This is a genomic window from Pilimelia columellifera subsp. columellifera (genome assembly GCF_039532605.1).
Taxonomy (GTDB): Bacteria; Actinomycetota; Actinomycetes; order Mycobacteriales; family Micromonosporaceae; genus Pilimelia; species Pilimelia columellifera.
Window position 1 is genome coordinate 1 of sequence record NZ_BAAARY010000011.1, and the last position, 21566, is coordinate 21566.

At 68.8% G+C, this 21566-nt stretch carries 28 protein-coding genes, 2 pseudogenes and 1 riboswitch; of the genes and pseudogenes, 12 read left to right on the forward strand and 18 right to left on the reverse strand.

The features are described 5' to 3' along the window. Window positions 1–605: 605 nt before the first annotated feature. Window positions 606–785 carry a hypothetical protein gene (locus ABD287_RS12445; protein WP_344172468.1) on the reverse strand — a complete coding sequence of 60 codons (180 nt, stop codon included), beginning with the start codon at window positions 783–785 and terminating at the stop codon, window positions 606–608. Between the two features lie 83 nt (window positions 786–868). Between ABD287_RS12445 and ABD287_RS12450 the strand changes: the two genes are divergently transcribed. After that, the gene (locus tag ABD287_RS12450) at window positions 869–1129 is read left to right on the forward strand and encodes a hypothetical protein (RefSeq protein ID WP_344172470.1); all 261 of its coding nucleotides are present in this window, start codon (window positions 869–871) and stop codon (window positions 1127–1129) included. A gap of 279 nt (window positions 1130–1408) precedes the next feature. Next, complete coding sequence (locus ABD287_RS12455; protein WP_344172472.1) at window positions 1409–1744, forward strand: META domain-containing protein; 336 nt, start codon at window positions 1409–1411, stop codon at window positions 1742–1744. 164 nt (window positions 1745–1908) lie between these two features. Here the strand turns inward: ABD287_RS12455 and ABD287_RS12460 are convergent, their stop codons facing one another. Together ABD287_RS12460 and ABD287_RS12465 are read right to left on the reverse strand one after the other, a co-directional pair. Further along, window positions 1909–2211, reverse strand: a complete 303-nt coding sequence (locus ABD287_RS12460; RefSeq protein WP_344172474.1) for a type II toxin-antitoxin system PemK/MazF family toxin — start codon at window positions 2209–2211, stop codon at window positions 1909–1911. After that, window positions 2208–2438 (reverse strand): hypothetical protein, encoded by a 231-nt coding sequence (locus ABD287_RS12465; protein ID WP_344172476.1) that lies wholly within the window; start codon window positions 2436–2438, stop codon window positions 2208–2210. The genes ABD287_RS12460 and ABD287_RS12465 overlap by 4 nt, the downstream gene beginning before the upstream one ends. Window positions 2439–2866: 428 nt before the next feature. On the opposite strand from ABD287_RS12465, the gene ABD287_RS12470 reads away from it, so the two are divergent. Further along, window positions 2867–3295: a fibronectin type III domain-containing protein gene (locus tag ABD287_RS12470; RefSeq protein WP_344172478.1), complete on the forward strand. Its 429-nt coding sequence runs from the start codon at window positions 2867–2869 to the stop codon at window positions 3293–3295. Window positions 3296–3376: 81 nt separating this feature from the next. Beyond that, window positions 3377–3538, forward strand: coding sequence for a hypothetical protein (locus ABD287_RS12475; protein ID WP_344172480.1), 162 nt, complete (start codon window positions 3377–3379; stop codon window positions 3536–3538). Between the two features lie 165 nt (window positions 3539–3703). Here ABD287_RS12475 and ABD287_RS12480 read toward each other — a convergent pair whose 3' ends face one another. Further along, the gene (locus ABD287_RS12480) at window positions 3704–4291 is read right to left on the reverse strand and encodes an NADPH-dependent FMN reductase (RefSeq protein WP_344172708.1); all 588 of its coding nucleotides are present in this window, start codon (window positions 4289–4291) and stop codon (window positions 3704–3706) included. A gap of 293 nt (window positions 4292–4584) precedes the next feature. On the opposite strand from ABD287_RS12480, the gene ABD287_RS18545 reads away from it, so the two are divergent. Further along, window positions 4585–4869, forward strand: a complete 285-nt coding sequence (locus ABD287_RS18545; protein ID WP_425565609.1) for a recombinase family protein — start codon at window positions 4585–4587, stop codon at window positions 4867–4869. Window positions 4870–5616: 747 nt separating this feature from the next. On the opposite strand, the pseudogene ABD287_RS18550 reads toward ABD287_RS18545, so the two are convergent. After that, window positions 5617–5754: pseudogene (locus ABD287_RS18550) on the reverse strand (phospholipase A2 family protein); the annotation flags it as partial. 408 nt (window positions 5755–6162) lie between these two features. On the opposite strand from ABD287_RS18550, the gene ABD287_RS12490 reads away from it, so the two are divergent. Next, window positions 6163–6741, forward strand: coding sequence for a hypothetical protein (locus ABD287_RS12490; protein WP_344172482.1), 579 nt, complete (start codon window positions 6163–6165; stop codon window positions 6739–6741). Window positions 6742–6797: 56 nt separating this feature from the next. Beyond that, on the forward strand, window positions 6798–6965 hold the full coding sequence (locus ABD287_RS12495; protein ID WP_344172484.1) for a hypothetical protein: 168 nt from the start codon (window positions 6798–6800) through the stop codon (window positions 6963–6965). Between the two features lie 609 nt (window positions 6966–7574). On the opposite strand, the gene ABD287_RS12500 is transcribed toward ABD287_RS12495, so the two are convergent. From ABD287_RS12500 to ABD287_RS12525, 6 genes and pseudogenes are all read right to left on the reverse strand, one after another. Further along, a complete protein-coding gene (locus ABD287_RS12500) occupies window positions 7575–7781 on the reverse strand; it encodes a hypothetical protein (protein ID WP_344172486.1) in 207 nt (68 codons plus the stop codon). Between the two features lie 581 nt (window positions 7782–8362). Next, window positions 8363–8635, reverse strand: coding sequence for a DUF4326 domain-containing protein (locus tag ABD287_RS12505; RefSeq protein WP_344172488.1), 273 nt, complete (start codon window positions 8633–8635; stop codon window positions 8363–8365). 5 nt (window positions 8636–8640) lie between these two features. Further along, window positions 8641–8967, reverse strand: a complete 327-nt coding sequence (locus tag ABD287_RS12510) for a type II toxin-antitoxin system PemK/MazF family toxin (RefSeq protein ID WP_344172490.1) — start codon at window positions 8965–8967, stop codon at window positions 8641–8643. Beyond that, a complete protein-coding gene (locus ABD287_RS12515) occupies window positions 8957–9187 on the reverse strand; it encodes a hypothetical protein (RefSeq protein ID WP_344172492.1) in 231 nt (76 codons plus the stop codon). Before ABD287_RS12515 ends, ABD287_RS12510 begins: the two co-directional genes overlap by 11 nt. 92 nt (window positions 9188–9279) lie before the next feature. Beyond that, a complete protein-coding gene (locus tag ABD287_RS12520; protein ID WP_344172494.1) occupies window positions 9280–9408 on the reverse strand; it encodes a hypothetical protein in 129 nt (42 codons plus the stop codon). A 21-nt stretch (window positions 9409–9429) separates the two neighbouring features. Further along, window positions 9430–9875: pseudogene (locus tag ABD287_RS12525) on the reverse strand (Tn3 family transposase); the annotation flags it as partial. Between the two features lie 181 nt (window positions 9876–10056). On the opposite strand from ABD287_RS12525, the gene ABD287_RS12530 reads away from it, so the two are divergent. Continuing rightward, window positions 10057–10392 (forward strand): ATP-binding protein, encoded by a 336-nt coding sequence (locus ABD287_RS12530; RefSeq protein ID WP_344172496.1) that lies wholly within the window; start codon window positions 10057–10059, stop codon window positions 10390–10392. A gap of 326 nt (window positions 10393–10718) precedes the next feature. Beyond that, window positions 10719–11318 carry a hypothetical protein gene (locus tag ABD287_RS12535; RefSeq protein WP_344172498.1) on the forward strand — a complete coding sequence of 200 codons (600 nt, stop codon included), beginning with the start codon at window positions 10719–10721 and terminating at the stop codon, window positions 11316–11318. 63 nt (window positions 11319–11381) lie between these two features. On the opposite strand, the gene ABD287_RS12540 is transcribed toward ABD287_RS12535, so the two are convergent. Continuing rightward, window positions 11382–11696: a DMT family transporter gene (locus ABD287_RS12540; protein WP_344172710.1), complete on the reverse strand. Its 315-nt coding sequence runs from the start codon at window positions 11694–11696 to the stop codon at window positions 11382–11384. Between the two features lie 17 nt (window positions 11697–11713). Continuing rightward, window positions 11714–11780: riboswitch (guanidine-III (ykkC-III) riboswitch) on the reverse strand. 70 nt (window positions 11781–11850) lie between these two features. Between ABD287_RS12540 and ABD287_RS12545 the strand changes: the two genes are divergently transcribed. Then, window positions 11851–12198: a PIN domain-containing protein gene (locus ABD287_RS12545; protein ID WP_425565610.1), complete on the forward strand. Its 348-nt coding sequence runs from the start codon at window positions 11851–11853 to the stop codon at window positions 12196–12198. On the opposite strand, the gene ABD287_RS12550 is transcribed toward ABD287_RS12545, so the two are convergent. From ABD287_RS12550 to ABD287_RS12560, 3 genes are all read right to left on the reverse strand, one after another. Next, window positions 12146–14020, reverse strand: a complete 1875-nt coding sequence (locus ABD287_RS12550; RefSeq protein ID WP_344172502.1) for a sensor histidine kinase — start codon at window positions 14018–14020, stop codon at window positions 12146–12148. The genes ABD287_RS12545 and ABD287_RS12550 overlap by 53 nt on opposite strands. 97 nt (window positions 14021–14117) lie before the next feature. After that, window positions 14118–15845 carry an ATP-binding protein gene (locus ABD287_RS12555; protein WP_344172504.1) on the reverse strand — a complete coding sequence of 576 codons (1728 nt, stop codon included), beginning with the start codon at window positions 15843–15845 and terminating at the stop codon, window positions 14118–14120. Window positions 15846–15878: 33 nt separating this feature from the next. Continuing rightward, entirely contained in the window at window positions 15879–16628 is a 750-nt protein-coding gene (locus tag ABD287_RS12560) for a hypothetical protein (protein WP_344172506.1), read from the reverse strand. A gap of 114 nt (window positions 16629–16742) precedes the next feature. On the opposite strand from ABD287_RS12560, the gene ABD287_RS12565 reads away from it, so the two are divergent. Next, on the forward strand, window positions 16743–17867 hold the full coding sequence (locus ABD287_RS12565; protein WP_344172508.1) for a coiled-coil domain-containing protein: 1125 nt from the start codon (window positions 16743–16745) through the stop codon (window positions 17865–17867). 340 nt (window positions 17868–18207) lie between these two features. Continuing rightward, the gene (locus ABD287_RS12570) at window positions 18208–18549 is read left to right on the forward strand and encodes an RNA polymerase-binding protein RbpA (protein ID WP_344172510.1); all 342 of its coding nucleotides are present in this window, start codon (window positions 18208–18210) and stop codon (window positions 18547–18549) included. 74 nt (window positions 18550–18623) lie between these two features. Here the strand turns inward: ABD287_RS12570 and ABD287_RS12575 are convergent, their stop codons facing one another. Genes ABD287_RS12575 through lnt form a run of 3 tightly spaced genes read right to left on the reverse strand, consistent with a single transcriptional unit; the run spans window position 18624 to window position 21453 of the window. After that, window positions 18624–19067 carry an FxsA family protein gene (locus tag ABD287_RS12575; RefSeq protein ID WP_344172512.1) on the reverse strand — a complete coding sequence of 148 codons (444 nt, stop codon included), beginning with the start codon at window positions 19065–19067 and terminating at the stop codon, window positions 18624–18626. A gap of 11 nt (window positions 19068–19078) precedes the next feature. Continuing rightward, window positions 19079–19867 (reverse strand): polyprenol monophosphomannose synthase, encoded by a 789-nt coding sequence (locus ABD287_RS12580; protein ID WP_344172514.1) that lies wholly within the window; start codon window positions 19865–19867, stop codon window positions 19079–19081. Further along, the gene (lnt, locus tag ABD287_RS12585; RefSeq protein WP_344172516.1) at window positions 19864–21453 is read right to left on the reverse strand and encodes an apolipoprotein N-acyltransferase; all 1590 of its coding nucleotides are present in this window, start codon (window positions 21451–21453) and stop codon (window positions 19864–19866) included. The genes ABD287_RS12580 and lnt overlap by 4 nt, the downstream gene beginning before the upstream one ends. Between the last annotated feature and the right edge of the window lie 113 nt (window positions 21454–21566).

The following is a 21566-nucleotide window of genomic DNA, read 5'->3' on the forward strand; positions in this document are numbered from 1 at the left end:
AGTAACTCCGTCCTCACTAGACGATCACCCTCCAAGCTCAACCAGCTTGATGTCAACCTGAGGCGCACGCTTCTTCCGGGTAGCAGAGCGCCGAACCAGCACGAGGCCCTTCGTCGTGTCCGGTGGCGCGGTGCTAGCTCGGTGTACCAACACCTCGACTGCGCCCGCGACATTTACCCGGCGCAAGCCGTGACATTTAGCTGGCGCGCAACACGCACCGCCGGGCCTTGCTCCGGCTCGTCTGACCGGTGGACGCCACATGCGGTTCGTACGCCGTTCGCGTGTGTCGCGTACGACGTGCCAGGCGCACGACTGCACCGGCGGCACGATGGTGGTGTGACGACAACCGCAGCGCCGGATGCAGTCGCAGCTGCTTTAAGCAGCCGCCGCGGGTCCGTCGATGTCTGACCAGCGGACCGTTCTGCATCCTTGGAAGTGGAACAGGTTCACCTCAACCCCTTGAACACGGCCACCTGAAGGCACAAATAAGGTATTAGTCCCATATGGGAAGTTCTTTTGATCGCAAGTTAGCTTGCGATGATGCCCGTTCCAAGTTACCTTGGGATGACGGCGCATGAGTAAGCCGCAGATTGATCAGCCGCAGATCATCGACGAAGCACGGTGTTCCCGACGAGGACCTGCTGCACGCCTACCGAAGCCCAGTCAAGATTTGGGAAGACGTCGACGGTGACGGCCTCGATATGTTTGTCGGCCCTGCCCGCGACGCGGCACTCATCGAAGTTGGCGTAGTCGAGGCTTACGACGGTGGGCCCCTCATCGTCCATGGAGATCGACCCGAAAGACCCAAATATCTTCCTCCCGCGAAGTCCAAAAACTTTCCCCGAAGGCGGTAGTCATGCCCAGAAGCGTGAAGGACATCATGGAGCAGGCTAAGACGCTTGCCGCAAAGTTCGAGAACTTCGAGATCGACCCGAAAGAGAGTGACGCTGCCGAAGCGCTCGCCGCCCTACACCGTGCCGCTCTGCGCCGCGCAGAGGTGGAGGCCGAGATCGCAACTGCGGTTGACCAGGCGCGCGAGTTCCAGGTTTCTTGGGATGCCATTGGCCGCCGGCTTGGTACCTCCGGAGAAGCTGCCCGTCAGCGTTACGGGCAGCGAGCCCATCACTGAGGCTTCGGAGGAAGCGTGGGGCGTTGTTCCACTTCCAGCGCCGTCAAGTGCAAGACCTACTCGGGCGCCGCTTCACCGCCTGGTCGCCTGGCTGGGCGGGCGCAACAGAGGGAGAAGGTGGACGCGATGCGTCTGGGTGCGCTGGTCAGCAGTGTGCTTCTGGTTCCTGCCGCTGTCGTGGGATGCACGGGGTCGGAACCCTCCGACAGGTCGCCGACCGGGACGCTCGGTCCGTCAGCCACGGCTACGGCGGCGACAACTGCCGATAGAGCCATGCTGGTGGGTCGATGGACTCCTCCACCCGGCACCACCGCCCCACTCATCGGCTGGCCGGAACCGCCGTACCTACAGTTCGCGGACGATGGCACCTGGACCGGCGCAGACGGATGCAACCGCCAGAAGGGCACCTGGAGCGTCGACACCGCCGGAACATTCAAGGCAACTTTCGAGGGCGATCAAGAGAAGCTCTGTGAGAACTTCAATATCGGTCCCTGGCTAGAGGCGACCCAAACCGTCGAGATCAACGGCGATCTGCTCACGCTGCGCGACGCTGGCAAAAAGCAGCTCGGACAGCTCTGGCGTGCTGCCGGCAGCGCCGCACCGAGCCCCACGTAGCAGCCGGATAACAGACCAAACGGCGAACGCGAGGCGGCGCCCGTGACTGTTTCTCACGGGTGCCCGCTACGTCGGCGAGTGAACGAAGACGACGGCGCCTCGCCCTGCAGGTTCGCAGGAGTCGGGCGCCGTCGGCCTTTGGCGCTGCGTTTCGGGGATGCGCCTTACAGGTCGAGCACGGCGCGCAGGGCCACGTCCAGGGCCTCGGCGCTGGCCGGGTCCAGGTTGCCGCGGGCCTCGGTGAGGTAGGTCTTGGCGATCTCCCCGACTCGGGGGGTCATGGCCACGCCGAGCGGGTCGCCGCCGACCAGGGTGACGGTCGGTTCGATGAGGGTGGCGGCGCGGACGTCGGAGACCGGCACGACCAACACGCCGTCGCGGACGTCGGTGAGCGCGTCATGGCCGACGATGACGACCAGGCGGTCGTGGCCGGCGCGGCTGGCGGTCCAGACCTGGCCTCGCTTCACGCCGCGTCCCCGAACACCCGGTCGGCGCCGTCGTCGTCCCAGCCGGGCAGTTCGCCGCCGAGCTGGCGGTCCTGTTCGGCGCTGATGCGGGCGGCCTGGGCCACGGCCCGGTCCCAGGCGGCCCGGCTCATCCACTCCGACAGAGACGTGCCGGCCTGCGCCGCGGCGGACCGCGCCGCGGTGAGCGCGGCGCTCTCCATCGTCAGATTCACTCGCTCACTAGCCATGCTCCAATACTAGAACACCAACAATGCACCATCCAAGTGCACAGGGCAGTTCGTCGAGTGCCCGAAATGCGGCCATCATACTTTTGTTTATGGTGTCGCCATGCAAGCATCACACTCGCTGGCGTGACGTTAATGTCTTCCTCAGCTCGGGCCCGGCCGCACCGGGCTGGTCTACGCCGGCGGCACCGGCAGCGCCACCACCTTCGCCATCGGCTGACCCGCCTGCTGGGGTAACTGTCCTCACCCCAGGCGGCGGCCCCGGCGCGTCGCCGGCCGCCATCCAGTCGGGGCTGTCGTCCATTCGGACTATTCCGGCGTCAGCAGTGGTGGGCAGGGCGTATTTCAGCCAGACCACAGGTTTCGCTTGGCGCGGCTTGAGGGCTTGTCGGGAATCTGGTGTTCCACCCCGATACGCGCCGGAGGCAACCATGCGGAACACGTCGGTAACTGTCCGATCGCTGGCCACCACCGCGCTCGCCCTGACCGCCGGGCTGGGCGCCGTCACGGTCACCGCGACTCCCGCCTCCGCGGCCGTGGCCGGGGGTATGGAGCCGACCCCGGTGAGCACCCCCGCCGCTCCCTACGGCGTGCGGACGACCTGCGTGTGGTCGAATGCTGTCCGCGTCACCTGGTCCCGGGGATGGTTCGGCACGGCGGGTGTTTCCGGCTATGAGGTGGGCGCCTTCTACACCAGCGGGACGCTGGCGTCCTCGCGGACCGTCAGCTCCTGGAGCAGCCAGGCCGACGTCAACAGACTGCGCTCGGGCACCCGCTACCAATTCAAGGTCCGGGCCAAGAACTCCGCCGGCTGGGGCGCCTGGTCCAAGAGCGTGTACGCCACGACCAGCCGGTACTGACAGAAACCCGCCGACCAGCGGCAATCCCCTGCTTTCGCAGCAGACCTCCCGCAAGGACATCCGCGCTCACAACCCCCACAAGTGTTCGAGGGCTTGGCCCACGAGCTCGCGCACGACGCGGCTGGCAGCAGCGGCTTCGCCCATGGCAAGCCGACCCGCACCGCAGCCCGCGGCGAGGAGCGGAAGCGGCGAGCCGGACGCCCCGCGCTCGACGGCGGCCGCGCCCCGGCTGCACGGCGCTGACCTGCACCGTTAGAGCCGTTAGAGCGCCACCAACCCGGTGCCGTTAGAGCGCTGTTGCGGAGCGGCAGACCGCGTGGCCAAAACGCCTCTCATGCGCACCACCGGTCGTGAGCCCGCCCCACCGGTTCCAGGACACTGGCGGGTCGACGGCGACCTGTAGGCGAGTCAGGACTGGTAGGCCGTCGTCATCCTGTCGGTCTCCCGGGTGGACTTCATGGCCCGGCTCCAGGAGATGAGCTGGTCAAACAGGTTGTTCATCGCCATCTCGTGATGACCGGCAGGTGTGAAGGTGCTGAAGTTCTCGAAGTCGGTGAACAGCGACAGCGACACCTGGGCTCGGACGGTGGCCATCTGCAGTTCGGCCGCGATCAGCCGCAGCTGTTCCACGGCTCGGGCGCCTCCTACGCTGCCGTAGCCCACGAACCCGGCCGCCTTGTTGTTCCATTCGGCGTACAGGTAGTCAAGGGCGTTCTTCAGAGCGCCGGAGGTGCTGTGGTTGTACTCCGGAGTGACGAACACGTAGCCGTCGAACTCGGCGATCTTGGCGGCCCACCGCTGGGTGTGTTCCTTGCTGTACTGGCCCATCGACGGCGGAACCGGCTCGTCCAGCAGCGGCAGGTTGAAGCTGGCGATGTCGACCAGCTCAAACTGCGCATCGGTGCGCTTGCTGGCGAGCTCGTGCACCCACCGGGCGACAGCTTCCCCCTTGCGGCCGGGCCGTGTGCTCCCGATGACAATCGCGATCTTGACCATGAGTTGCTCCTTCGAAACTCGTTCGGCGTCGACCAGCGTCGCACCCACGGCGGCACTTCGTCCCGATTTCGCCGACCGGTCGAGGGCGCTCTGCAAGGGGCGCCGGTAAAAACGTGTCACCAGATCCAAACGGGGTCGATCATGATCAGTTCCACGTGAAAGCCATCGAAGTGTCCGTAAACGTTCGTTCACGAGACATGAAGATCAACTCGACTCGACCGCAGGCCAACGGTGTAACGGAACCCGTGTACGCGCCTTCGTAACGCTGTCGGAGGTTCGCATACAGTCCGGCCATGCGAATCGGCTACGGGCGGGTCTCCACCCGCGATCAGAACCCTGACGCCCAACACGACGCCCTCACCGCGGCGGGCTGTGAGCAGATCTTCATCGACAAGGCATCAGGCAAGCTGGCCCGCCGCCCCGAACTCGACCGCGCGCTACTGGTCACACAGGCAGTACGAGGAAGCCGACGACACCGGCCGCCGCGTCCACACCGTCGCCCAAATCGCCGCCGAATTCGGCGCCACCCGCCCCACCATCTACCGACACCTAAACAAGCAGCAACAGGCTTAGCGTGACTATCGGTTCCGCTGCCAGTCTCTCTCATGGGCCGAGTCTGTGGCCAGAGCCTGAACGAAGAAGGCCACGCCTATTTCAGTTAGCACATCTAGGTTTGACATCATCGGTCAGCCAAAAAGTCGAGCTTTATGAAGGGATCCATCCTGGACGCGAGGGATCCCAGGTAATCAGTGGCAGGGTCGAAAGAGCTTCCCATCGGGACACCTTCGCATCTCCGGAGCGTGGGAAATCCTCCAGCCGAAGAACAGCGACCAAGTCATCGTCTTCATCGATCAGGGCAACAAGTCCTTGCACGTAGGCGACACCTACGGCACTGGAGCCAGGCGTAATGCTGGAGGCAGGCGGCGGCCACTGGGCGGTCGCGGTGCTTACATCACGCCCAAGGTCCGCCGAAACGGTGACCCGGTGCTTCGTCGTTCGCACTAAGGTCTTAGAAATGGTGGTCGAAGGCATACCCTCAGCGGGCCCCATCGCGACGCAGTAGTGATGACCTCGGTAGGACCGGTAAGGGGTTCCTTCGTCGCACTCTCCCGTAAGTCGGCGCGGCAGTGCGGGCTTATTCAACACCTCTCCCGCGAGATCGCCGACGCCATACACCGCCACCACCTCGTGAGAGGAATCACTCACGACAGCCGCCGTGAAGGAAACGCCAACTACAATCGCGACCGCGGCCCCTACCATCACCCAACGTCGCTTTGCTGAAAATGTCGCAACCCCCGGACGACGATTGCGTCGATCGGCCATGGTCACCAACCCCACGTATTCACAGCCATGTACATTGCAAACCCCGTTTTTTGGCAAGTGTACTTATACAGCCATCCCACCTTAGTGCACTGGTTCCTGAGGTCCCTGTAAAAATTATCATCAATCTTGTTCAGGTAATACCTGTTTTTTCTCGAAGTTTTTTATAATTTCTTCTTCCGAAATCATGGCGCCAGCAAGCCTTCCAAAACTCTGCTTGCAGGTCGGCGGCCGCGGCGTCTCGTTCGGCGCGGGCGGTGCCAGCTGGGCGGCGAGGTCGCGGGCCTGCCGTTCGGCGTCGGCGGCCCGGTCGGTGGCGGCTGCGGCGGTGGTTTCGGCGTGCTGGGCGCGGACGGACTGGGCGGCGGTCTGCTCGCGGGCGGCGGCCAGTGCGGCCCGATCGACGTCATCTCCCCCACGTCGCTGCTGCTTGGGACCCGCTTGACTCGCAGACCAGCGCGGAATGAGAGTCGGGAAGACGACTTACGCCTGTCCATGCCTGCAGGAAGACGTCAGGGTAGCAGCGCATCCAAAAATAGAAAGAGGAGATCATGGTTCTTCGCCATGCGTTGATCGCTGTAACCGCATCCGCCGTCGTACTCACCGGACTCGCCCATCGTGCGTCGGCGGCACCCGCACCGGCACCCGCCACCACGTCCACCTCGAGCATGGCCATGATTGAGGACAACGACTACGACGACCTGACCGAGGCGCAGCTGCTACCGGCGATGCAGGTCATCGAGGACATCCCGGAAGACGTCATTGCAGCCGGTGACGAGGCGGTCCGCGCTCACCTGGAAGTCGAGGTCGGCAAGCTCCAGGACGCAGAGAACGCGGCAGTACGCGGAGCCTGGGCTTGCGCCGTGGCGGTCGGAGTGGCGATCCTGTCCAATGTCTTCACCGTGGCAAAGGTCTTGAAGATCCGCGCGGCCATCAAGGTCGCCGGCGGTTCGGCCAAGTTCGCGAAGAAGACCATCGCTGCATACAAATACGCCCGGAAGGGTGGCATGAACAAGTGGGACGCCATCCGGTACGCCGGCATCGAGATGGGCAAGGGCCTGGGTGGCGAGACCGTCGCTGCGCTGCTCTCCCTATTCGTTATCGACAAGGTTGTCAAGGAATGTTTCTGAGCGTGTGACACAGACCGGATCGCAGCAAATCAGCACATCTAGCAGAGGATGTCGACATGAAGCCCTCGTGGGTCTCGGGTGCTTTCCTGGTGTTGCTCGCGTTGTACCTGGCCACACGCTGGGTGCATGTACCGGAGGCCGTCGAGATCACACTAGGGGTTATGACGATGATCACCGGGATTCTGGCTCTGGCGCTGCTGTGGCGTGACCGCAATCGATCCTGATCGGTATAGACCCAGGGCCCGGCATAGTCGCGCGATGCCCGGCTTGATGTGGTGGCGTAGATTTTGGTTGTCGCCGTGTCCCCGCACGCCCGCACATCACTGATTCTCAGCAAGCAGGCGACTCACCCAGAGTTGACAGAAGAGGGGCTGGCGTCGTCCTGGGAGGCCTGCGATGAGCCCCGGATTTTGGTCCGGGGCTCTGCAGGTCCAGCGGGTACGGGGGATGGCGGCGGCGGTAGTGACCAGGCGGTAGGAGTCGGTGCCGGTTGGTAGTCGCCGACTGACCAAAATTGAATGTAACCCCAACGCTCACTAAACCTTTTCAGAAGCCTAGGTTGGTGTTGATGCCAAAGTCTACCCTTATTCGTATATTGGCTATTATCGTTAGCGTCGTCCTGTTGGTGCTTGGGATCGGTACTTTGATTTCCGATAAAGGAAGCGTCGCCGGAGGAATCACCACTCTCCTCGTGGTCGTCCTTGCTTTCCTTTTGTTAATGTTGTCGAACGACCGAAAAGAAGATTAGCCCGGAACAGATTCTCCTCAGCCCCGTCTACGACCGGGACAGAGGAGCAATTGACAGTCCCGGCTTCGGGATCGTTTGGAGACAGTCATTTATCTCTATCTGGTTCACGAAAAACGACTCCGCGCAGTCCTGCCTTCTTCGCGATGTGGTCGGCGATCAAACGGCATGCAAGCAATACCGTCGTGCCGAGGAAGAAGCTTGTTGGGTAACTCAGGAGTCCCGCGACTGCTAAAAGCGGCGATGCCGCCCAGAGCACTACTCCGAGCGACACCACCATTCGAACCTTAGTCACCATCGCCTCCTCCCCATCGACTATGGGCGTATCGATAACCGTAGCAGCCCGCCATCTACGGCCCCTGTCAAAATTCCGGCACGCAGGAGAGGGCGTCCAGTTGCGGCGTACCAAAGCTCAGCAAAGGTTACCCAGCAGTTCGGCGTCCCGCCGGCCAGGTCGGGCAAGGTGAAGGAGTAGTCTCGCAACACTATTTACCTTGGGTTTAGCCCTTGGGGAGGGGGATGGTATGAGAAAGAGATACTGGCAGCTCGGCATCTTCGGTTGGCTTGCCTTAATCTTGGGAATCTTGACGATCATCGCGGCCATCGCTTCATTTACGTCATTGATCGGCTCTCCCGCCGTTCCTTTGGTTCTTGCTGCAATTTCGTCTGCTGCAGTAGCGCTCTTCGTGGTCACTCGACGCAGGCGGTGAGCCTTTCGGGGGGTTGGGGAGGATCCTGTACCAATCCTCCTCAACCCCCGTCACCTTCCGGTGCGCCGTCAGACCCTCTCCGCCCGGAAGGCGTGAGCGACGACCTCGTCGGTGTCCAGCTGCGCGAGGCGTTCTGCGGCCGGTCCGGGTATCGCCGCAGCGACCATCACGTCGGCGTCGACCCGCGCCGTCCGCGCCGTCGACGCCGACGCCTGAGCAGGATCTCGGCATGGCAGGGCGCGACCTCGGGACAACACCAGCAGGCCAGGTCACGGCCGCGCAGCTCGTGCCGGGCCGGCGCGAGCAGATCGGGGTGCCCGGCGAGGTGGCGCAGGTAGTTGGCGGCTGCATCGACCTGATCGTGGACCATGCCGGCGGGCGGTGTCGCCGGCATGGGGTTGCGGACCGGCCGGACTCGGCGCGGCGACGCGATGGCCACCTGGGTCAGTCCAGGTTGAGCACGACGGCGATGGCGGCGTCGATGGCGCGCATCTCCGGGCCGCCGGCGGGCAGGTAACCGACCTGGCGGCCGAGCCGTGACGGTGGGCTGATGACGGTCATCTCGTCGACCATGACCAGGGTCTCCCCCGCCCCGAAGTCGATGACCGGGCGAAAGCTGGCCGGCTGGGCGCGGGTGGAGGTGGGGCACACGATCCAGGTGGACAACGCGGCCAGCTCGCTGGCCTGCACGACGACGGCGTACCGCTCGCCGCGCTGCTCGTGGCCGAGGACGTCCTTGGGCCGGCTCAGCTCGTAGACCTCACCACGCACGGATGTCGTCCAGGTCGTGCTGGACCGCGGCGACCTCGGCCCGGTCGGCGTCGTTGGCGGCCAGGGCGGCGGCCTCGGCGCGTAGCCGTTCACTGCGGGCGGTGCGGGCGGCAGCCAGGATCGCCTCACGCACGATCTGCGAGCGGGTGCCAGCGGTCGCGCCCAGGTCGGCCAGGGCCCGCTCCACATCCGTGTCGGCCCGAACGGTAATCACTGTCATGTGACCAACTGTAATACACAGTCAGCGAAGCTGATATACCAAACGACAAACATCACGGCATACGAAACGTGAAATCTAGCGATACCACATGTTCACGACGACGGCAGGCTGGAATCTGTGAACAGGTGCTGGTCACCGGGGTAGAGATACAGCTCCCCCTCCGCCGCCGCAGCAACGATCTCGCGGGCAGCGTCGATGTCGCCGCCTTCCTCCATGAACATCGGGTCGGCGTCCTAGCATGGTCGGCGCAGAGCGTGCAGGCTCTCGCCCTTGTTCAGCTGCCGGGCAATGCGGCGCCGATAAGTTTCATCGGCCAGGTAGCGGCCCGCGTAGAGGGTGCGGCGCAGCGCCTCGTGCTCCTTGATCGCCGCGGCGAGGGTGTTCTGCTGCCGTCGGGTGGAGCGCGACTCCCCACGACCAGGCCGGCGGTGGCGTGGCCGCCCTTGACGGAGGCCGCCACACGGCAGCAGGTCGTCCCACATGCAGGAGTAATCAGGTCGGTGTTGAGGCGGCGGCTCAGCAGCGCGCCGGCCCGCGGCCATCAAGTCTCGAAATCAGCCCTACCTCCGGTGCGGTAGAGCGTGATTTTGCCGAGGTCGCGGATGCGCGGGGACAGCTGCTTGCCGACCAGTCGAACAGGGCGAAGTTTGGCCAGGGTCGCGCCGTGGGTGTCGGTCCGGTGCTGCGTCGGCAGTCATCTGGGACCCTGACGATCAGATTCCCGCCGGGATCAAGGCTGGCGGCCATGATCGGGCAGATGCCGGAACGGCGCCGCGCCGAACGCCTCGACACCGAACTGGACAAGAGCCGCGCCGAGTTCGTCCACCTGATCGGACACGAGGTTCGGGCCCGCTGACGGCCATCGAGTCGTGCACCGACCTGCCGCGGAAGACCCCCAGCTGACCGATGACCAGAACGAGCTGCTGGCGGTGATGCGGCGCAACACCAAGAACATGCACAACATGATCGACAAGCTGCTCGGCATGGCCACCCTACGCGCCGGAGACATCGCCGTCACCCGACAACCGACCGACCTGACCGCGATCTGCCGCGACGCCGCGCGATCCGCGCAGGCGGCCAGCGTGCCGGTGAACCTCAACACCCCGACGACGACCCCACCCGCCTACGACAGGTCCTCGACGAACTCCGCCGCGCCGCCGACAACGGCGGCCACATCGGGCTCAACCTGCAATCCGACGAGCTGAGCACCGTCATCGCCCCCCCGGACGCTCCCGGGCCCGGCGTGCCGGATACCGCCCTCGGGTTCACCTGGTCCGAGCCATCGTGGAAGCACACGACGGCGACATGTCCCTCAACGACACCACCGACCCGGTGACCACCTACACCATCCGAATTCCCACCCACCGCCCAGGAAACGTCAGGCCCGTCCTGGGCTTCGCCATGAGCTGCGAGGGCCATCGACTTGCGACAGTGGTTCGACAGGGGAAGCACTGGGGCCAGTTTTCCCTTGCCTAAACATTGGCCGTCTTCATATTGTGGACCCTGGCCGCGGGGCGATTAGGGAGACATGATGAAAAGCAGCACCGGGCGTTACCGCATACTGGCGGTCGCCATCCTCACGCTCGGCGTTGGCGTAGCGGCACCCGCCAACGCCTCCCCCGCCACCAAGTTCGTCCCAGCGGCCATCACCGACCCGGCAGGCGACGTGTATGACGACGATGACGAGCCGACCGACGCCCCGTACGCCGACATCGTGTCGGCCAACGGCAGGTCCGGCGCGGGCAACCTCGTCCTGACCTACAAGACGGCCAAGGCGCTCAGCCCGTTGGATGACCCCAACTGGGAGAGCGACAACACCTTCACCGACTTCCTCCTCGACACCAACGCGGACGGCGACGCCGACTTCACCGTCGAGTACGCGGTCCTCGACGGTGAGCAGTACGTCGACGTGTACCAGGTCGACGACCAGGATGACCCGCCGGCGCTGTGCTCCGGCGTCGCGGCGTTCACCAGCGGCACACACTCCGCGACCGTGCCGCTGTCCTGCCTCGGCAACCCGTCCAGCCTCGGCTACCGGGTGGAGACGGTGTACGACCAGGACGTCGACGACGACAGCTCGCTCGCCGCGTACGACGTCGCCCCCGAGACCGGGTTCGCGAAGGTCAACTGAGCAAACGCTCATCAGCCACGGCGCTCGTCTCGCTGCAAACGCGAGGCGAGCGCCGTGGCTGCTTCAGTGGAACATCTTCAAACCGATGACTCCGGCCAGCACCAACACCAGTGACAGCACTCGCAGTGCGCTCGTCGATTCGCCGAGCATCAGCATCCCGGCGAGCGCGGTGCCCGCGACGCCGACTCCCACCCACACCGCGTAGCCGGCGCCGACGGGGATGGTCCGCAGGGCGTAGCCGAGACCTATCATGCTCAGAGCGAGAGCGACGACGAAGACGACCGACGGCGCCAGGCGGGTAAAACCGGCAGAGCGGGCGAGCGCTACCGCCCAGACGGCTTCCAGCACCCCGGACAGGACGAGCACCAGCCAGGCCATGACAGCGACCACCTTTACGACGGTCGTCTTTGCGGGCCGGGTACGACTCGTCCTCGTCCGGGATGACCGCGTCCGCGGCATCTGCCGCTACGTTAGCCGGTTCTCGGACAATGGCCAGCCAGTCGCGGCCGCAGATCGGTGGCATTCTTGGGTGGTGGGTCAGTTGCTGGTCGTCGATGCGGCGAACACCGTCGGGTCCCAACCTGACGGTTGGTGGCGGGATCGGGCCGGCGCGGTGACCCGGCTACGTGACGCGCTCGCGGCGCTGGCCGACGGCGCCACGCAGGTGGTCCTGGTCGTCGAGGGCGCGGCCCGGGGCGTGCCGGGTGTGGACGGCGTGCGTGTCGTCGCCGCCGCCGGTTCGGGCGACGACACGATTGTGGACGTGGTGGCCGCGGCGTCGGTCCCTTGTGTGGTGGTGACCTCGGACCGGCAGCTCCGGGAGCGGGTCACCGCGTTGGGCGCTCAGGTTCATGGTCCGCGATCGCTTCCACGTTGGTAGGGGGCGTCCCGTCGGTGGCGTCGGTCGCAGTGTCGACGGCCGGCAAACAGATGGTGAAGCTGCTGCCGGCGCCGGGCTGGGAGTGGACGGTGATGTCGCCGCCGTGCGCGCGGGCCAGGCGCCGGGTCAGCGCCAGGCCCAGGCCGGTGCCTGGTTGTCGCGTGGCGGGGTCGCCGACCTGCTGGAACTGTTCGAACAACCGGGCCTGGTCGGTGTGGTTGATGCCGGGTCCGGTGTCGGTGACCGTCAGGTAGGCGGTGCCCCGCAGCCGGTGCGCGCGCACGGTGATCCGCCCCCCGGCCGGGGTGTGCTTGATGGCGTTGCTGAGCAGATTGTCGATCATCTGCCGGAGTCGTTTCGGGTCGGCGTAGGCGAGCACGTCGCCGTCGTGTTGGAGCTGGGCGGTGAGGCTCTTGCGGTCGAGCATCAGCCGCAGGGCGACGAGGGCGTCGGCGGCGGCGGCCTCCATCGACAGCGGCTCGCGCCGCAGCTCCAGGTGTCCGGCTTCGACCTTGCTGAGGTCAAGGACGTCGTTGATGAGGTCGAGCAGCCGTTGCCCGCTGGCGAAGATGTGCTCGACCCACTCGACGGGGATGGTGACCTGGCCGGCTTCGGTGGGGCCGGTGAGGGCCAGGTCGCTGAAGCCGAGGATGGCGTTGAGCGGGGTCCGCAGCTCATGGCTCATGTTCGCCAGGAAGTCGCTCTTGGCGCTGCTGGCCGCTCTGGCGGCGGCGATGACGTGGGCGCGTTCGGCCAGGATGCCGGCCTGGCCGCCGAGGTCGGCGAGCAGGCGGACGTCGTCCTCGACGAACAGGGGCCACCGCCGACTGACCAGCAGCAACGCGCCGGCCTCATCCGGCGGGACCCGCAGCGGGGCCGCGGTCATGTAGGTGGCGCCGGGAACGGCGTGCAGGACCCGTTCGGCGAAGGGCAGACGGCGACAGCGTCGGGTGATCAGGCTCACCGGTTGGGGGGCGCCCAGGAGCGCGTCGAGTTGGTCGCTCGGCGCGCCGGTGAGGGAGCCGTCGGCGAGGCCGGCGTGGGCGACCTGGGTGAGGATGCCGGCGCGGCTGATGACCACGACGGTGGCGTCGACCCCGGCGACCTCGCACACGACAGCGCCGTAGCGCCGCCAGATCCGCTCGGCTGGCTCGTCCGCCGGCGCCTGACTCAGCCGCAGGCTGACGGTGTGGGCGGCGCGGGTGGCCCACAGCTGCCGTAACCAGACCGGGGGCATGAACGCGACGAGGAACCCGAGCGCCGCGGCGACGAGCATGAGCTGCGGCGTCGCCAGCTGTTCGCCCCAGGTGGCCACCGACCAGACGATCCCGACGGTCATCAGGCCGGTGGCAGCAGCGGCGACGGCCAGGCGCACGCGCGAGGAGCCACGCCGGCGCCGCGCCTCGGCCAGCTGGTAGCCGGCCGACACCGCGCCGGGGAAGGCGAAGCCGAGCTGGAACAGCAGTTCCATGGCCGGCGGCAGCGGCGGCGGCACAAACACCACCGGCAGCGCCGCCAGGACGAACAGCCCGACAGCGGACGCCATCACCCAACGGGGCACCCGGCGCATCTGGTTGGCCAGGCGTAGCAGCTGGTACGGGATCAGCAGTGTCAGCGCCCCGACGACAGCGAGCAACGGCCGGGGCAGGACGAGGCCAGCCAGCTGGGCGAGCTCACGCGCCAGCAGCAGCGTCGCGGGCAGGAACAGCAGCGCGATGCCGCCCTGGACGACATCCCGCCGGCGCGCGTACCCCCACGCCGCCCGGAAGAAGATGACGGCGAGGAAGGCGGCGGCCGCCAACACCCACGCTGACACCCGCATGACGGCTCGCGATCCACGATCGGAAAGATCGCAAGAACCGTACCGGCCCAGGGTTGCCGAACCGCTGCGGTCCGCCAGATTCGCCCCGGGCGCCGCGTCACGGCGGCGGGGGGCCCTCGACCGGTATCCGCAGCTCCATGCAGGTCCCGCCGCCGGCGCGGGGCCGGGCCCGGATCGAACCGTTGTGCGCCTCGACGATCGCCCGCACGATGGCCAGCCCCAGCCCCGTTCCTTTGATGTTGCGTTCCAGCGCGGTGCGGGCCCGGAAGAAGCGGGCGAACAGCCGCGGATAGTCCTGCGGGTCGACGCCGATGCCGGTGTCGGCGATCTGGATGACGATCTGCCCGTCCTGCCGGGCTGCGGTGACCTCGACCGTCCCGTTCTCGCGGTTGTACTTGACGGCGTTGGACAGCAGGTTGTCCAACGCCTGGCGCACCCGCCTGCGGTCCACCCGGGCGCGCAAACCCTCGTCGATGCGGGCGACCAGGCTCATGCCGGCGCGGTCGGCGGCCCACCGGTGGTCGGCGACGGTCTCGTTGAGGATGTCGGTGACTGAGCAGGGCCGCGCGGCCGCCCCGGCGCCCGCCTCGATCTCGGCGAGCGCCAGCAGGTCGTCGACGAGGACCTGGAGTTGGGCGCTCTGCCGGTCGATGACGGTGGCCAGCGACCTGGTCTGGTCGTTGAGGTCGGCTGCGTCGCGTAGCAGCTCAACGCAGCCGCGGATGGTGGCGATGGGGGTGCGCAGCTCGTGGCTGACCAACGCCACCAGGTCGTCCTTCATCCGGTCTAGCTCCCGGAGTTTGTCGACCTGCTGGCGTTGGTCGGCCAGGACCTGTTCGCGTTCTTCGGCGAGGCGGTGGCGGTCGGTGACGTTGGTGCTGATGCCGTCGACGAACAGGCGGGCGTTTTCCCGGCGCGGGACGGCGCGGGTCCAGACCCAGCGGGTGACCCCGTCCAGTCCGATGATCCGGTTTTCGATCTCGGCGGGCTGCCCGGCGGCCAGGGTCTGGTGGAAGGCCATGAACAGCGGCTGGTCGTCGTGGTGGGTGCGTTGGATCATCATGGTGGCCATGTCTCCGTCGCGGGGCAGCAGACCGCCGAAGACGCCGGCGCCGTCGGGGCTGGCGAAGACCGAGACGCTGGTGCCGTCGGCGAGGATCTCGACCGACCAGATGTTGTCCTGGACGAGTTTGACGACCCGGGCCAGATTCTGGTGGGCCGATTGCAGCTCGGCGGTGAGGTTTTCGGCGCGGTGGCGTTCGAGTCGTTGGCCCAGCTGCGCCAGAACGCTGTCGATGGCGACGGTGACGGCTTCGTCCAGTGGGTCGATGCGCCGGGCGAACAGGATGAGCGCGCCCAGGACCTGGTCGCCGCTGATGATCGGCAGGCCCCAGGCGGCGCGGGCGCCGAGCCGGGCGGCGCCGGGGGCGAGTTCGGTGATGCTGGGGTGGGTGATGTCGGTGGCCCACACGGGTCGCGCGGTTGACCAGATGCGTCCCGGCAGGCTCTGGCCGCGCGGCAGCCGGCCGACCGGCGCGAGGGTGGTGACCGGGTTCGCTGGCGGCGCGGTCCAGGACGCCGCGCTGGCGATCTCCTCGTCGGTGGCGTCGACGAGCCACAGCTCGGTCTGGGCGCATGCCAGTTCCTGGCCGATGGAGGTGACGACGTCGGCGACGGCCCGGCTGAGGGTGTTGTCGCCGCTGAGCGCGGCGGCGACGGCCAGCGGCATGATCCGCAGCGGGGTGGGCGCGCCGGTGACCCCGCTGGCGGAGCGGCCGCGGGGCAGCGACGTGGAGCCGCCGGCGCCCATGGGTCCAGCATTCACCGCGAGGGCAGCTGTGGGGCAGGATTCGGCCGGTCAGCGCGGCGCCCACCGCCAGGTCGTGACCGTTGTCAGCTCCTCGAAGCCCATGCCCGCGAGGACCTGCCGGCTGGCTTCGGACGCCTCGACGCACACCAGTGGGGCGCGTCGGGCGGCGGCCCGGGCGCGGGCGGCCACCACCGCCCGGTACCCGCCGCGGCCACGCCACTGCGGCAACGTCATCCCCCCGTACAGGACGCCGAAGTCGCCGCCGGGCGCCACGTCGAGCCACCCTGCCGACACGACCTGGCCGCCGGCGTCGCCGACGAACAGCCGCCACCGGTCGCTGGCCAACCGGGCGGTGAACACCGGCAACAGCTGCTCCTGGGCGCCGCCCAGCAGTTGGGCGTGCGCGGCGGCCACCGCCGGCAGGTCCGGCTCGGCGCCGGCGCGGGCGGTCACCCCACGCAGGTCGGTGGCCGCCCGCGCCGCCGTCCGTGACCGGGCCACCATCAGCGTCTCGGGCGCGGCGGCCACGAACCCGGCGTCCCGGAGCCGGTTGGCCAGGTCACCGACCCGGTCGTGCCCGTACAGGGGCCACTGGATCTGCTCGCCGCGGTCGGCGAACACTTCCCGCAGCCGGGCTGCCAACGAGCCGGTCTCCGTCGTGGCGGCGACGCCGACAACCTGCCCGCCGTCCGGGCCGGTGGCCACCGTCAGCGAGCCCACCCGCATCTGCGACGGGCCGCTGGCGCCGGCCCGGACCTGTGCGTCGAACGCGGCCAGCAGCCGTTCGCGGTCGGTCACGTTCCGGTCCACCTCGCCTTCGACACCCCGACGCCCGTTGGGGCGCGCCCCTGGCGCGGCGCGCCGGCCGCGCCGCCTGGCAGCGGGCGTGGCCGCCATTACACTACGACCGCGATGGACACCGAAATCGACGCAGCCGACACCGCCGCCGACGCCGTCACCCGGCCGTGCGCCCACTGTGGCCGTCCCGTGCCGCAGCGGGCCGCCGCCGGGCGCCCCTTCCGCTACTGCCGCGACAACGACGGCGCCTGCCAACGCCAATCCCGCAACGGCCGGCTCCGGCAACGCAACTCCCCTGGCCTGGCCGGCCAGGTCGCCCGCGCCTGGGAGATCGTCGAACGGCTCGAACAGACCACCGACACCCTCAGCGAAGCGTTGGAGGCCGAGCTGTCCCCCGCTGGCGTCGAACGGCAACTGGCCCAGCTGCGCGCCGAGACCGCCGCCCAGATCGCCGCCGCCCACGCCGAACGCGACGACGCCCGGGCCGAAGCCGACCGCAGCCGCGCCGAGGCCACCCAGGCGCAGCGGGCCACCCGCGACGCCGAACAGGCCGCGGCCCAGGCCCTCGCCGCGAAGGCCGGGGCGCTCGCTGACGCCCGGGACGCCACCGCCCACGCCGAGGCGGCCCAGGTCGACCAGCACGCCGCCCGGCAGGCCCGCGACGCCGCCATCGCCGCGGCAGACACCGCCGAGCGACGCCGCGCCGAGGCCATCGTCGCCGCCCAACGCGCCCACGCTGACGCTGAGACCGCTGGCGGGGAACGGGACGTGGCGCTCGCCGCCGCCGCCCGCGCCGACGCCCAGGCCGCGGGCCTACGCGCCGAGCTGGAATCGGCCCGGGCCGACGCCGCCCGGCACAGCGCCCGCGCTGACGCGGCGGTGGTCGCCGCCGGGGAACACCAGCAGGCTGCCGCCCGGGCCGGGGCGTTGGCCGAAGCGGCCCGCGCCGACGCTGACGCCGCCCGCGCCGAGCTGGCCGCCGCAACGTCACAGGTGACGGCGTTGCGCGCTGAGCTGGACGCCGCCGGGCGGGACCGGCGGGCCGGCGCCGACCTGCTGCACCAGGCCCAACGTGACCTGGACGCCGCCCGGGCAGACGCCGACCGCGCCCGGGACCGCGCCACGGCCGCCGACCACGCCGCCGCGGGCGCCGCCGCCAGGGTGGTCGAGTTGACCGCTCAGGTGACGCAGCTCGCGGGCGCGTTGGCCGGTCTGGCCCCCCAGACACCCGCCCGGTGATCATCGTAGGTGGGCACGTCACGGCGCCTGGCCGGGACTGCGCGTAGAATGGAGGTTCTGTGTCCATGAACGGTGACCCAGACGGCCCAGTCCGAGCGAGATTTCAGCGTGAGCCACCCACGGCTTTCGCGGAACTCGGTTCGTGCGAAATCCAGTCCGAGCGCGACCCGAGCGCACCGTAGATCCAGCTCAGCACATGACGCCAGCTCAGGTGGACCCTTCCCGGGGCCCCTGGTTCAGGTGTTGTTGACGCGCTGAGCCGGCGCCGCGGCCTTGGGGAATCGACGAACTGACCAAGGTCGTTGACACAGGAGAACACGACGATCGAGGGGAAACCGAGATGGGCGAACGTATGCTGCGCGGTAGCCGGTTAGGAGCGGTCAGTTACGAATCCGACCGCAACACGGAGTTGGCGCCTCGGCAGACCCGGGAGTACCTGTGCGCCAAGGGTCACCAGTTCGAGGTGCCGTTCGCGGTCGACGCGGAAGTGCCAATGACCTGGGAATGCAAGTTCGACGGCAGTGTGGCGCGGTTGGTCGACGGCAACGAGCCGGAACAGAAGAAGAGCAAGCCGCCGCGAACCCACTGGGACATGCTGCTGGAACGCCGTTCGGTGGCTGAGCTTGAGGACATCCTGGCTGAGCGTCTCCAGGAGGTTCGGGCCCGCCGCGGCGGGGTCTGACCAACGACGCGAAACGCCGCCGCCAAGCCAGGCTTGGCGGCGGCGTTTCGCGTCGAACAGTCAGCGGCGCGGCTTCAGACGATCTCCCCGTCGATGGCCTCCCCGGCGGGGCCGGGCGGTCGGGCGCCGTCAGCTCTGACCCGGCGCGGGCCGAACGCGCGGCGCACCGCCGCCGGTCCGCGTTCGCGGGCCAACGCCCCCAGCAGCACGCGCGTCGGCGGCAGCCACATCACCAACCCCACCACCGCGGTGATCAGCCCGGGGATGGCGACGAGCAGCGCGGCGGCGACCGCGACGAGGTCAGCGGGGGCGGCGGTCCCGGCCCTGGCGGCCCGCCACATGGCGGCGCCGCCGCGGCGCAGCAGGACCAGGCCGGTGGCTGACAACGCGACCAGCAGGGCCACCGTCCAAGGCCACCCCAGCACTTGGGCGCACGCCCACAACGCGGCGGCTTCGACGGCCACCCACCCGGCGGTGGCGCCTGTTCCGGCCAGCAGGTAACGCCTCAGCTTGCCCACCGGGCGTGCTCCTACCGGCCGGGTTCGTCCGGCCCCGGTCGACGCGATCCGGACAGCCTCCGGGTCAGCGACTCCCGCCGGGCCTTCATGCCCCACACCGCGACCCGCCACAGGGCCTCGCCGACGATCGAGGAGCTCATCTTGCTCGCCCCGATCTCCCGCTCCTTGAACGTGATCGGCACCTCGACGACCCGGAACCCGGCCCGCCACGCCCGCCACGCCAGGTCGACCTGGAAGCAGTAGCCCTGCGACGCCACCGAACTGATATCGATCTTGTCGAGGACCGGCATCCGGTAGGCGCGGTAACCGCCGGTGGCGTCGTGCAACGGCACCCCCAGCATCAGCCGGGTGTACAGGTTCCCGCCGCGGGACAGGATGAGCCGGTGCAGCGGCCAGTTGACCACCGACCCGCCGCGAACCCACCGCGATCCCAGCACCACGTCAGCGTCGGCGAGCGCGTCCAGCAGCCGCGGCAGCTGCTCGGGGGCGTGAGAGCCGTCGGCGTCCATCTCCACGACCGCGTCGTAGCCGCGCTCGCGGGCCCAGGCGAACCCGGCCACATACGCCGCCCCGAGGCCCTCCTTGCCGGGCCGGTGCAGGACGTGGATCTGCGGGTCGGCGGCGGCCAGCTCGTCGGCCACCCGGCCGGTGCCGTCGGGGCTGTTGTCGTCGGCGACGAGGACATCGACCTGTGGCGTGGCCACGCGCACCCGACCGGTGATGAGCCGGACGTTCTCCGCCTCGTTGTAGGTGGGCACCACTACCAGCACCCGACCGACCCCGGGGTACTCCTCGCTCACGCGCGCGCTCCATCTCCGTCACGCCCGGCGGGCCCTCGCCGCCGCAGCACCACCGCCGTGAACACACCGGCGGCGGCCATCGCCACCAACACCGCCTCGGGCCAGTAGCCCGCGGACGTGGCCAGCGTACGCGTCCGCCCCGCACGGACCTCGTGCAGCACGACCGCGTCGGTGTTGAATCGGGTCGCCCCGACCACCCGGCCGTCGCCGTCGACGAACGCCGACACCCCCACGGTGGAGGCCATCAACGCGTCCCGGCCGTGCTCCACCGCCCGTAGCCGCACCATCGCCAGCTGCTGGCGGGCCTCGGCGGAGTTGAACGTGGCGTTGTTGGTCTGCACCGCCAACACCTGCGCCCCGCCGAGGACAGTGTCACGCACCACCTCGTCGTAGGCGACCTCGAAGCAGATCACATCGCCGACGACGACGCCCCCGGCGCGCACCACCCCGGGCCGGTCCCCGGGCACGAAGTCGAAACGCACCCGGTCCACCTCGGCTGACACCATCCGGGCCAGGCCCCGCAGCGGCACGTACTCGGCGAACGGCACCGGGTGGCGTTTGACGTACAGCTGTTCCAGGTCCGGGCCACCGACCGGCCGCCACAGGATGCCGGCGTTGCGGACCTGGTCGGGACCGGGCCCCAGCAGCACCGCCCCGACCAGGATCGGGGCGCCGATGGCCCGGGCCGCCCGGTCGATCACGGCGGCGGCGTCGGCGTTGCGCAGCGGGTCGATGTCCGAGGAGTTCTCCGGCCACACCACCAGGTCCGGCTGGTCGGCCCGCCCCTCGGTGACCTCGGCGGCCAGGCGGGTCGTGGCGTTGACGTGGTTGTCCAGGACCGCCCGCCGTTGGGCGTTGAAGTCCAGGCCCAGGCGCGGCACGTTGCCCTGCACGATCGCCACCGTGGACGTCGGGCCCTGCGGGCGTGGGCGCGCCGCCGCCGCCGACCCCGCGAACAGGCCGGCGAGGGCCCCGGCGGTCGCCGCGAGCGCCACCCACTCGTCCCGGCCGGCCCGCCACCGCCAGGCCGCCCGGACGCCGGCGGCCAGCAGCCCCCCGGCCAACGCCACCGCGAACGTCACCGCCGGGGCGCCACCGAGCGAGGCCACGTACAGCAGCGGCGACTCGTCCTGGGTGAACGCCAGCCGGGCCCAGGGGAAACCACCGAAGGGGGTGCGGTCGCGGGCGGCTTCCTGCGCCACCCACAGGGTCGCGGTCAGCGGCGCCCACATCCAGCGCCACCGGTCCACCAGCGGGGTCGACAGCGCCGTCAACGCCCCCAGGCCGGCGAAGTACACCGCCTGGCACGCCGACAGCAGCAGCCACGGCAACGCCCCGGTGTGCAGGTTCGTCCACGACAGCACCGGGGTGAAGAACACCACACCGGCGACCAGGCCCAGGCCGGCCCCGGCGCGCACGCCACGGCCGGTGGCGGCGAACGCCAGCAGCGCCACGCCCACCGGCGCCAGCCACCACAGCCCGTACGGGGGCAGGGCGACGATAAGCGCCGCGCCGGCCGCCACGGCCGCCGCGAGCGGCGCCCAGGCGGCCCACCGGCGGGTCGACGCTCCTCGGGTGTGCTGCACGTCGCGTCGTTTCCCCCTTGGCCGGCTCCGGCCGCCAAGCATAGGCGCCACCGCGACGGATCCACCAAACGCGCCAAACGATTCGGGGCGTGACCACACGGTCACGCCCCGAG